We start from the raw sequence: 12,263 nt of genomic DNA, 5'->3' as shown, positions 1-12,263 counted from the left end.
CACAGCCCGTGCGCTGCGTCGAACCGGTACCGTGCCGTCAGAACTTGAAGGTTGCCCCGGCGAACAGGATGCGGCCGGAATAACCGTTGGTCCAGAAACGGGCCTTCGTATCGTCGCCCAGATGCTGGCGCAGCTCCGATTTGGTCAGGTTCAGCACCGAAGCCGTCAGCACCAGCTGCGGCGTCAGGTTGTACGCGACGTTCAGGTCCACCTGCTCATAGGGTTCGGTGTAGATCGTCAGCTGGTTGTGCGTCCCGTTCACCACCTCGCCCCGGCGGTTGTACGATGCGCGCGCCAGGAACTTGTCGTTTTCATAGAACAGCGTGAAGTTCGCCTGGTTCTCGGCACTGCCGACCAGCGGCGACTTGGCGATCTCCCGACCGTTCAGCACGACGGCGGCAAGGTTCGTGTCGTTGAAGGTCAGGTTGGCCTGATACCCCACCCCGAAATCGAACGTATGCTGGGCGTAGAATTCGATACCCTGCGACACGCCGTCCTGCCCATTGGCCTGGGTCGAGAAGTTGCGGACGTTGACCGTCTCTCCGCCGATCGTCACCGCCTGATCCTGCGACACCGGCACGACGAAGTTCTTCACGTCCTTGCGGAACAGGCCGACGCCGATCACCGATCCGCGATGGTAATACCATTCGAGGCCGATGTCGTATTGCCATGCCTGGAACGCTTCCAGGTCCTTGTTCGAACCGCTGCCGGTCCAGCCGGGCTGGCTGGTGCCGCCACCGGCCACGCGGTCGCTGCTATATTCCTCCGACACGAAGTTCAGCGCGCCGGGAAAGGCGAGGTTGGTGAACGCCGGCCGCGCGATGACCTTCGCCACCGCACCGCGCACGACGAGGTTCGACGTGGCGTCGAACGCGAGGTTCAGGCTGGGCAAAACGTCGGTATAGGTCTTTTCCAGCGTGTTCAGCTCGAACGTCTTCTGCCGCACCTCGGCCCGCACGAACCCGCTCTCGCAGATCTGGTTGGCCGCACCCGGCGTACAGGCGAGCGGACGGCCATCGGGACCATCGGCGAAATAATCGAGGAAGCGTTCGACCGCATCGGTCGATTCCGCGCGCTGGTTCGTATGAACGACCCGCACGCCCCAATTGCCGCGCAGGCGATCGCTCTTGATGTTCGCCTGCAGGTACCCCGACCAGATCTTTTCACCCACATTGTAGATGAAGTCCGGCTCCTCGAACCGCACCGACCCGCCATAGCGGTCGTCGAGATAGCTGAGATAATTGGTGAAGTTGATGCCGGGGAACACGTTCGCCGCGAACCCGCCGGGGATGTTGGTGATCGGGTTCGACAGGAAGAATTCGGGCCGCGCGGTGCTGGCCGTCGTATCGCACTGTTGATAGCGGGTGGTCGTGCCCGGACAGTTCCAGATGGTGTTGCCGGTGTTGCGATGCACCGTGCCGTCGCGATATTTCACACCGAACTGCAATGAATCGAACGCCCCGTTCGACACCAGCCACGTACCATCGGCCTGACCATAATATTGCGAGATGCGGGTGTTGATCCACGACGAATCCGTCGACCCGACATCGATCTCGGCGAGGCCGCCCAGGATGCGATCCTGCAGGTCGGGCGAAAAGGTCATGGTCGGGGTGCCGGTCAGGTCCCACGCGCTGAAGCGGTTGCCGGGCTGATAGGCACCGTTCACCGCCACGCGCGGCTTGGCCGACATGCGGAAGTTGATCGACGGCCCGCCTTCGGACCAGGTGCGGCCGAGCTTGATGGCACCGACGAAATTGTCGCTCTTATATTCCGCCTCGAAATCGGCGGTCTGCGACAGCGCTTCCTCGCGGCTGTAGCCACCGGTCAGCTGTGGGGTGGGGACGGTGCAATCGTCCGGCCCCCAGCCGCCGGGACGCTGGCCGCCGGCCGCTGCCTGTGCCTCGCTGCAATAATATTGCTTGCCGTTGACCAGGCTGAACTGCGCGCCGGTGACGATCGTCCCGCTGGGGTCGAAGGTCAGCTTGTCGAGCAGGCGACCGCCCGCCCAGTTGCCGTCCCCGTTGAAGCGGGCGATGTTCCATTCCGGAATCTTCAGCGAATTGTTGACGTAATCGCCGGTCAGGTTGAACCGGAAATAATTGGCGGTCAGCGTCAGCCCATCGGTCGGCCGCCACTGCGCCGTCGCCTGGACGCCCAGCCGTTCGCGATTTTCGTCGCGGATGCCGAAATTGACGGCGGTCGGCATGAAGAAGCCCGAATATAGCCGGCCATTCTGATCGTTGAAGCCCGACTGGCCCCACCATTCGCTGGGCTGTGGCGAGAACGGCGTGCCGTTGACGTCGACGCCGCTGCGCGCCGGGTTCTGATCGTACCACAGCCAGTCCTCGGTCGTGGCGCTCATCGTGCGCGTCTGGCGCTTCTGCCACGTCGCGCTGACCAGCACGCCGAACGTCTCGTCCTTGTTCTTCCACGACAGCTGACCCGACAGCTGCGGATCGACGCCCTTCGTCGTGTCGGCATAGGTGCCCTCGGCCGTCACGAAGCCCGACCATGCTGGCAGGTCGAGCGGACGGCGGGTGTGCAGGATCACCGTGCCGCCGATGCCGCCTTCGTCGATGCGTGCTTCGGACGACTTGAACAGCTCGGCCTTGCCCAGCAGGTTCGACGGCATCAGCAGGAAGTTGAACGAGCGGGTCGCCTCGCTGTTCGTCTCCGACGACGCGATGTAATTGCCGTTGAGCAGCGTCAGCGTCAGGTCGGGTTGCAGGCCGCGCACGCTGACCGTGCGCCCTTCGCCGCCATCACGGGTGATGACCACGCCCGGCACGCGCTGCAGCGCGTCGGCGACGTTGCGGTCGGGGAATTTGCTGATGTCCTCGGCGGTGATGACCTCGACGACGGCGGCCGAATTGCGCTTGTCGCGCAGGTTGCGGTCGATCGACGATCGATAGCCGGTGACGAGGATTTCACCGTCGCCCTGCCCTTCATCGGCATTCGTCGCCGGCGTATCGGTCGCGACCGGATCGGCCCCGACCGTCGCCTGCGCCTGCGCCGCCGTGGCAAAGCCGATCATGCCGGCGACCGCGACACCGGTCATCAGCCCCGCCCGCACGTGCTCGCCCATCCGAAAATTCTTCATCCCGTCCTCCCCTTTTTCAGCGGCGGCCCGAACCGCCCGCCTCGCTGCTGCGCAGTCGTCCGGTCTCATGCCGACTCGAGCTGCCCTTGATAATGTAATCGATTACATGCACAACGCACGGTGAATATGTCAAGAGTCTTTCTAATCCCGGCAGCAGGCCTCGACCGACAGCTGACCCAAGTGCAGGGCGTGGCGGGCGGCGCGACGGACGATGACCGACACGCGCACCTCCCCCGCGCCCGGTCGCACGCACCAGCGGGTCTGTCGCCATCCGGCACTGGCGACAACGGGGCGGCTGGATCGCCCGACGCGCACGGCATAGCCCGCCCCGCCCCGCGTCACTGCCGTCACCGTGACCGCCTGCCCCAGCCGCAGCGTGTAGAGCGGCACCGTCACCCGCCCGCCCGCCGCCTGTGGCGCGATCCGCAGCGACGACCCGCCCTGAAACGGCGCGTCGTAATCATAACCGACCGTGACCAGTCGCGCGCCCAGCGTCGCGAACTGCCACGTCGGCAGCGCATCCTGTCGCGCCATGTCATGCCACGGGCCGCCAACGATACTGCCGCCCCGCGCCTCGACCCGACCATGGCCGGTGTTGAAGCTGGTGGTGAAGGGCAAGGCCGGCACCAGCCCTTTGGTCGGCGCAAGCGAGGCCACGCCCGGCCAGCCTGTGCCGCCGACCCTGCCCAGATCGCGCCCGTCACCCGCGAACAACCGGCGCTCGGCATCCTCGAAGCGCGCCACATCGCGGGGGTCCTGCGCGAAATCGCTGAAGCGCGGCGTGCGGGCATCGCCCGGCCAGCTATAGCTGAAATGCGGCGCGAACAGCGCGATCGAGCCATAGGCCCGCCCGCCGGGTCGTTCGCGTAGCGCGTCCAGCCAGCCGCTGTTGCGAAACGCCGGCTGGGCATCGCGTGCCGGCCACAGGTCGGCACCGATGAACACGTCGTAGCGGCTACGCCCCATCCGCTCCGCCAGCGCCGCCCCCGTGGCCAGTCCCGCCCGCGTCCAGTCGTAGTTGAGGAACATCGCGTCCGCCGTGCGCCGCGTCCCGTCCTGCAAAAACCGGGCATTGGCCGGGGTCAGCGCGTTCTGCCACCGCACCCGCCCATCGGGCAGCAGCGCGTCGTACCAGTGGATCGTCATGCCGGCTGGTGCGACCGCGCGGAGTTCGGCCATGAAATCGATCATCGCTGCGCCGTCTGCGCCCGCAGTCTCGGCATTCACGAACCAGCCGTCGAAGCCATAATGGCGCGCGATCCGCACCAGCTGCCGTGCCGCCGGGAAATGCCCCTGCGCATCGCGGCGCAGGAAGGACGCGACGGTTTCGGCCGATCCACCCCACGCGACGGGCGCGAAAAACACCGTGCCGATGACCTCGACGCCGTTGCGATGCGCCGCCTCCACCCAGCCGCGAGACGGCAGGTTGATGCCGCGATCCGCCGTGCCCGCGAACCACGCCAGCGTGTCGATCTGCGGCCAATGGGTGACGACATAGCCGTTGAACCGTGTCTGCCGCCCGCGCTCACCGCCCAGGTCGTTCATCCCGTCCGGGGCATAGAGCACGCGGACCTGCGGATCGATCGCCGCGCCCCGCCGCAGCGGCCGGGCGACGAAACGCCGCGCGACCGGTACCCGCGCGACATTGCCCGGATCGGCGGTCGCCCCGTCCGGGGTCCAGCGCCGCAGTTCGTCGATGGTCAGCGACAATGGTGCCCCCTGCCCCGCCGCCGGGGCAGCCGCGATTAGCGCGGCAGCGGCAACCGCTCCCCTCATGCGATCCAATCGACCAAGCTGGATGCTGCGACAGCGGCATCGTCGGCCAACCGTCCCGCACGCAACGTCACCCGCCGTTCCTCGCCCGGCAACAGGTCGAAATAATTGTCGGTCAGATTACCTGCATCGACCACGATCTTCACCGCCCGCGCAAACTGCTCCGCGCGCACCATGACGGCACCGTCCGCGATCCGCACCGACAGCCCCGGATCGGGCAGGCGACAGGCGGTCGCATCGCGCACCATCCGCACGTCGCGGGCCAGTTCGCCCGAAGCCGCGACGATCCGGCTGACCAGCACATCGCCTGCCGCCGCCGGCACGTGCGCGACGATGGCGGCGGTGTTCGCAGCTACCGTCATCGGCTCCGCCAGCCGCCAGTGCAGCGTGCCGTCGAACCCGATCCGTTCGGCCACCAGCTCCGCCTCGATCGGATCGATCAGGTCCGACACGACATGGATCGCATAGCCGTCGTCCACCGGCTCGGCCGACAGGATCAGCGGGGCAAACGACCGGGCCGCCTGATACTGCAGCGCCTTCCACCGGCCGTAATAGTCGATGCTCGACCACGAGATTGCCGGGAAACAATCGTTGAACTGCCAGTAGAGCGAACCCATGCAGCGCGGCATCGCCCGGCGATGCGCCTCGAACGCGATGCGTAAGCCATCGGCCTGGGTCAGCTGGCTGAGCGTACAAAAGGCCGCGAAATCGCGCGGTTCGCCGTAATGGTGACGCAGAAACCGCCCGATGATCGCGTCGCCGCGTGGGTGCTTCTGGTGCAGCGCCAATACCGCAGACCCCACCACGCGATCTTCGGGGTCGGTGAAGTGCTCGACCGAAGCGATGTCGGGGTAGGACTGGAACCCGTATTCGCTCATGAAGCGCGGCACCCGCTCGGCATAGGCGCTCAGCGGCTCCTCGCCATGCCACACGCCCCAATAATGATTGTCGCCGCGGCAATCGTCGGCGGGGTCGTTCCAGAAGCCGATCGGCGACGACGGCAGATAGAACCGCTCCGGGTCCTGCTCGGCGACCAGCTCGGGCAGCAGCCGCTCGAACAGGTCGCGATTGGCCGTGACCAGCCGCTCGAACAATTCCGGTGGATAGCCGAACGTCGTCGGCCAATCCCAATGCGCGATGCCCAGCGACACCTCATTATTGCCGCACCACAGCGCCAGCGAAGGATGCCGCCGCAACCGCCGGATCTGCTGCCGCGCTTCCTCCGCGACATTCGCGAGGAAGGCAGGGTCGGACGGATACAGTGTGCAGCTGAACATGAAATCCTGCCAGATCAGGATGCCATGTTCGTCGGCCAGGTCGTGGAACAGGTCGCTTTCATACGTCCCGCCGCCCCATACCCGCAGCATGTTCATGTTCGCGTCGACCGCATCGCGGAACAACTGGCGGTAGCGCTCCGGCGTCACCCGTTCGAGGAAGCTGTCCAACGGGATATAGTTCGCGCCCTTCATGAAGGTGCGGCGGCCGTTCACCTCGATCTCGAAACACTCGCCGATCGCATCCGGCTCGTTGCGCACGTGGATGGTACGTAGGCCCACGCGGGTGCTCGCCCGGTCGATCACCCCGGCATCGTCATGGAGCGTCGCGGTGAAGCGATACAGGAACGCCTCGCCCAGCCCGTTCGGCCACCACCGGCGCGGGTTGTCGATCACCACCCGCGCCGTCGTGCCGCGTACCGGCGCGATGCCCTCGACGTCGCAAGCGATCTCGACCTCGCCCGCGCCTTCGACCGCGACGTCGAACGCGACGACGGCCTGCGCCTCGCTCAATGCCTCGATCCGGTACTGCACGTCGACGATCCGCCCGCGCCGCACCACATCCAGCCACACCGGCCGCCACACGCCGGAGGGCACATATTTCGGCCCCCAGTCCCAGCCGAAATGATAGGGCGCCTTGCGCACATAGACGCTGGCATGGACGTCGGTTTTGTCGTTCTCCGCCGGATAGGTGAAGCCGTCCGCCGCCTGGCGCGCCTCACCATAAAACACCGGCGATCGGAACAGCAGCACCAGTTCGTTTGCACCGACACGCAGCCGATCCTTCACCTCGACCCGATGCGACCGGAACATATTGTCGCTCGACAACAGCGCCGCGCCGTTCAGCGACACGTCGCACAGCGTATCGAGGCCGTCGAACACCAGCGCCACGCTGTCGCCCGCCAGTTCCTCCGCCGTCACGTCGAAGGTGCAGCGATACTCCCAGTCTGAGCGCTCGATCCATTGCAGGCGCGGTTCGGCGTCGCGATGATACGGGTCCTCGACCACCCCGGCGCGCCACAAGTCGGTGAAGTTCGACCCCGGCACCTGCGCCGGCAGCCAGCGTTCCGCCCCCGACTGGCGAAAGGTCCAGCCGCTGTCGATCGCGCGGCGGGTCGTGGCAGGCATCATTGCAGGTTGATCTCGTCGAGGAACAGCCAGGCCGGCTTGCCCGGCGGCTTGAGGGAGGCGGGCATGTCGCCCCACGCGACCGCGCGGACGCGGTAATGGCGGTACGGGCGACCGGGCAGCGGGATAGCGATCCGCTCGACCCGCTGGGTAACGCCCTGCCACGGGCCGATATCACGCGTGGCGATCGGGGTCAGGCGGGCGGGATCGTCGCCGGCCAGCACCTCGAACCGGCGCGGCGGCAGGATGCCGTTCATCGCATCATCGAGATAGCCGATGGTCAGCGTCCGCGCCGGTCTCGAGCTGCCGAGGTCGATCGTCGCGGTGATGTCACCGACCCGCCCGGTCCAGCGCTTGTCGCCATAGGCCTGCCCGCCGATCACGCCGTCGATCAGCATCGCGCCGTCCTTCGCGCCATAGCCGATCCCGTCCTCCGCCACCGCGATGCGCGGGAAACCGGGGGCCAGTCCTTTCAGCAGGCTGCGAACATAGTGCCGCTCCAGCGTCGTGCTGCGCCCCAGCTTCGCATCGAACGCGGCGGCACGGATCACGGTATCGCGATCGATCCGCACCGGCGCGCCATAACGGGTCGAGCGCAACGTCGGCTCGCCCCCGTCGCGGCTATAGCGGATCGTACCCCCCGCCGCCTGCAATGTAACGTCGCGCGTCACGGCAAAGCGCGGATCGTCGACCGGATCATAGGGCGCCCAGGGGGCACGCTGCACCACCGCCACCTGTGCCCGATCGTCGAACGCGCCAAGGCTGCTATCCTCCGGCCGACTGCCCCAGCGCGACGGCTGCGCCCCCATCACGAAGCGCAGCGTACCGCCCGCCAGCAACTGCCGGTGTGTCAGATAGCTGACAGTCAGCGGCTGTCCGTTCAGCGTCGCCGACTGGACATAGATATTGCGCGCCGACAGCCCGTCCGCCTCGACCGCAAACCTCCGCCCACCGGGCAGGGTCAGCGTCGCGCGGCGGTGATAGGGCGCACCGATCTGATAGGTCAGGTCGCCCGGCGCGACGGGGTAGAAGCCCAGCGTGCTGAACACATACCATGCCGACATCTGGCCCAGATCGTCATTGTTGACCAACCCGCCCGGCCGATCCGAATACATTTCGCGCACGACGCGGTTCACATAATATTGCGTGCGCCCCGGCTGTCCGGCGAGGTTGAAGAGGTACGGCATCTGATGCCCCGGCTCGTCGCCATGGCCATAGCGCCCGACAAAGCCCGACAGGTCGACATGCTGCTCGCCCCCGATCGGCGTCGCGTCGCGGAAAATACGGTCGAGCCAGTCGCCATACGCCGCCCGCCCGCCATGCAGCCGGATCGCCGCCGCCATGTCGTGCGGGGTGTAGGCGGAATAGGCCCAGATATTGCCCGACACGTAATGGCGGTTGAGGTCCCCCCAATCGTCCCGCCGCATTGGTGCAAGCCGCCCGTCGGCCAGCCGCGGCAACAGCCAGCCGGAGGCCGGGTCGTACAATTGCCGCCACCCGGTCGCACGCTGCGCAAACAATGTGGCATCGTCGGCCCGGCCCAGCTTCGCCGCGACCTGCCCGATCGTCCAGTCCTCGTAATTCTGCTCGGTCGTCTTCGACACCGAACTGGCGACGTCCGCCGGCACAAAGCCATAGCGCAGATAGCCATCCATGCCGTTCAGGTCATAGACGTTGCTGTGCTTGGTCCGGTCGAACGCGCTCGCCCGGATCGCGGCATAGGCGCTGGCGGGATCGACGCCCGGCAGCCCCTTGAGGACCGCATCGGCAATGATCGACACGATCGGATAGCCGATCATCACCCGGTTATCATGTCCGACCGCTTCCCAGCTGGGCAGGATCAGGGCGGCATCACGGTGGCGCGACACCATGCTGGCGACGATGCCGCCGGCCTGTCGCGGATCGACGATGGCCAGCAGCGGATGGACCGCGCGATACGTGTCCCAGTTCGAAAAATTGCTGAGCTGCGGGATGGCCGAGCGCAGCACCCTGCCCTCCACCCGATAGTCGCCGGTCACGTCGGACACCAGATTGGGGGCGATCGCCGCGTGATAGCTGGCAGTGTAGAAGATGCGCTTCTTCTTCGCATCCGCCTCGTCGATCCGGATCGCCGACAGCCGCTTTGCCCACGTCGCCTGCGCCGCGCGGCGTACCGCGTCGAAGCTTTGCCCCTCGGCCTCCGCCCGAAAATTGGCCAGCGCCCCTTGCGCCGAAGCGTGCGAGATCGCCACCGCGACCTCGACCTGCCCCACATCCTTCGCAAACCGGACATAGGCCCGCCGCGCCGCGCCCTTGCCCGCTGCCCCGGCGACCGGCCGGTCGGCTTCGGTCAACTGGCTTGCATCGAAAGGCTGCGAGAAGCGCGCCACGAAATAGACGGTGCGCGCGCCCGCCGACGACCCGATCGTCCGCCGCCACCCGCGAATCTCGCGGTCGGACACGACCTCGATCCCGCTTTCCAGTGCATGATCGTCGCCGACCGCATGGATCGGATCGATCACCACATAACGATCCTCCGGCCCGTTGAAGCGATAGCGGTGGAAGCCGGTGCGCAGCGTCGTCGTCAGTTCGACATCGACATCGGCATCATTGAGGTGGACGCGGTAATAGCCCGCCGCCGCCTTCTCCCGATCGTGCGAGAAGCGCGAGCGATAGCCGCTGCCGGGCGTGTCTAGCGCACCCATCGCCGTCCCCGCCACCCGCGTCGGCATCAGCAATATGTCGCCCAGCGCCCCCAGCCCCGCGCCACTGATATGGGTATGCGCGAACCCGTCGATCACGGTGTCGCTGTAATGATAGCCCGACGTCCATTTCCATCCGTCGCGGCTGTTCGACGGGCTCAACTGCACCATCCCGAACGGCAGCGTCGCGCCCGGAAAGACATGGCCGTCGCCATCAGTGCCGATCATCGGATCGACCCATTGCACCGGATCGTCCGCCTCCTGCGCCACGGCCGGCCCCATGGCGGGAAAAGCCAGCGCCAGCAGCATCGCGCCCGCCAGCACCCTCACGCGCGCCACCCCGCCGGCCCGTCGGCCATGTCCTCGGGCCAGTCGGCCAGCCGCCGATACCAGGTCCGCCACAAAATCCCTCCACACATCAGCACCACGGCCAGGCACGCGGCCATGGCGGCAAAATTCTTGACCACCAGGAATACCGGCGTCGCGACCAGCGCGGTCTGCATCAGCGTGCCAACGACGATATTGAACGCATTGCGCGGCAGATCGCGATTGGGCTGCGCGGCCGGGTTTTCCGCCTGCAACAATACCTGCACCGGACCCCAGAAGCCCCACGGCCGCACCTGCCGATAGAAGCCGAGCAGCACCGCCGGATCGGTCGGCTTCGTCAGCAAACTGGCCCCGATCGCCACCGCCCCCGACACCAGTATGATGAGCGGAAAGAGGTACAGCGGCAGGATCGCCCCTGCCTGCGGCAGGACGGGCGCGAACACGAACGGAAAGCTCAGCGAACAGGCGATCCCGGCGACCATCCCGGCGAAATAACCCTCGCCGTTGAAGCGCCACCAATACCATTTGATGACGTTCGACACGGTGTACCCGCCCCACAGCCCCGACACGATCCATTGCAGCGCATCGTTGATCGACGCGACGAACAGCCCGATCCCCATCGCCAGCAGCACGACCGCGACCGACACCGCATAGCTCAGCCGCACCAGCAGCCGCTGCGACGCATCCGGGTTCACGTACCGCCGGTACACGTCGTTGACGATGTAGAGCGGCGCGGCATTCAGGCTGGAGGCAAAGGTCGCCATGAATGCGGCGAGCAACCCGGTGACGATGACCCCGCGCACGCCGGCCGGCATGAACGCCTGGATCGCGGCGGGCAGCAAATTCTCGAAATCGACCTTGCCCCCCGACGCCAGGTCGAGCCGGTCGACGAACACCAAAGCCAGCACGGTGAAGCCCGCGATCATCAGGTACCGGATCGGCATCAGCACCACCGACACGAACCCGGTGACCTTCGCCGCATCGCGCGGGGATCGCGTCGCCAGCACCCGCTGCATGTCATAGCTCGGCGCCGGCCCCGCCGCGCTCTTCAGGATGCCCGAAAACAGCATCATCATCATCAGCGCGGTGAACAGTTCATAGCCATCGCCCGCAATCTTCGCCGCCGCCTCCGGCCGGATCGCCCGCCAGTCCAGCCCCAGATGCCAGCCGAAGCCCGGACTCATCCACCCTTTGGGCGTCGCCGCCGCGATCTGTTCGGGCGTGACCATCGTCATCGCCATGCCCGCGACGAAGAACGCCGCCAGCGTCATGATCGCGAACTGCAGCACGTCGGTCCACACGATGCCGGGCAACCCGCCCAGCACGACATAGACCGTGACCAGCGTGGTGAAGAACACCGCATAGGCGACCGGCACCTGTGCCGGCGACAGGCTCAACCCCAGCGCCGGGCCGATCGCCTCCCACGGCAGGAACAATTCCATGAACTTGCCGATGCCGACAAACGCATAGACAAGGAACCCGACGACACAGATAACCGAGAACAGCACGACCGACAGATGCGACAGCCGGCTGCCGCGATTGTCGCCGAACCGGAACAGGATCCATTCCGCCCCCGACCGCACGTTCGACCGCCGTAGCCAGATGGCGAGGTAGGCCATCAGGAACACCTGGTTGAACACCGGCCACAACCACGGCAGCCAGATGCTCTTCATCCCATACAGGAATAGCAGCGTCGACAGCCACATCGTGCCCGAAATGTCGAACATGCCGGATGCGTCGGACAGGCACAGCAGGTACCACGGCATCTTCTTGTTACCGAGATAATAGCTGTCGATGCTCTCGGCGGCCCGCGCCCGCACCTTTAGCGCGATCGCCAGCGTCGCCACCAGATATGCGAGCACGATCAGCCCGTCGATCGGCGCCACGCCGCCCCTCCCCACTACCGCGCCCGCACCGGGACCGCTTCTTTGCCAGCCAGCCTATGCAGCATCGCCAAGCCTCGCAAGCGAATAATGTAAT

5 protein-coding genes are annotated in these 12,263 nt (G+C 66.4%); all 5 read right to left on the bottom strand.

Going from position 1 to position 12,263, the window contains the following annotated elements; genetic code table 11:
* Positions 1 to 37 precede the first annotated feature (37 nt).
* Positions 38 to 3,100 (bottom strand): TonB-dependent receptor, encoded by a 3,063-nt coding sequence (locus tag ASE67_RS15870; RefSeq protein ID WP_055763566.1) that lies wholly within the window; start codon positions 3,098 to 3,100, stop codon positions 38 to 40.
* Positions 3,101 to 3,241: 141 nt separating this feature from the next.
* Positions 3,242 to 4,876 carry an endo-beta-N-acetylglucosaminidase gene (locus ASE67_RS15865; RefSeq protein ID WP_082457189.1) on the bottom strand — a complete coding sequence of 545 codons (1,635 nt, stop codon included), beginning with the start codon at positions 4,874 to 4,876 and terminating at the stop codon, positions 3,242 to 3,244.
* On the bottom strand, positions 4,873 to 7,278 hold the full coding sequence (locus ASE67_RS15860) for a glycoside hydrolase family 2 protein (protein ID WP_055763562.1): 2,406 nt from the start codon (positions 7,276 to 7,278) through the stop codon (positions 4,873 to 4,875). The genes ASE67_RS15865 and ASE67_RS15860 overlap by 4 nt, the downstream gene beginning before the upstream one ends.
* Positions 7,275 to 10,286 (bottom strand): GH92 family glycosyl hydrolase, encoded by a 3,012-nt coding sequence (locus tag ASE67_RS15855; protein ID WP_156348647.1) that lies wholly within the window; start codon positions 10,284 to 10,286, stop codon positions 7,275 to 7,277. The genes ASE67_RS15860 and ASE67_RS15855 overlap by 4 nt, the downstream gene beginning before the upstream one ends.
* Positions 10,283 to 12,169 carry a sodium:solute symporter family protein gene (locus tag ASE67_RS15850; RefSeq protein ID WP_055763559.1) on the bottom strand — a complete coding sequence of 629 codons (1,887 nt, stop codon included), beginning with the start codon at positions 12,167 to 12,169 and terminating at the stop codon, positions 10,283 to 10,285. Before ASE67_RS15850 ends, ASE67_RS15855 begins: the two co-directional genes overlap by 4 nt.
* Positions 12,170 to 12,263 lie beyond the last annotated feature (94 nt).

Origin of the sequence: Sphingomonas sp. Leaf23, assembly GCF_001421585.1 — a bacterium.
In the GTDB taxonomy this organism is placed as follows: domain Bacteria; phylum Pseudomonadota; class Alphaproteobacteria; order Sphingomonadales; family Sphingomonadaceae; genus Sphingomonas.
This window is presented reverse-complemented; position numbering and strand designations above follow the sequence as displayed.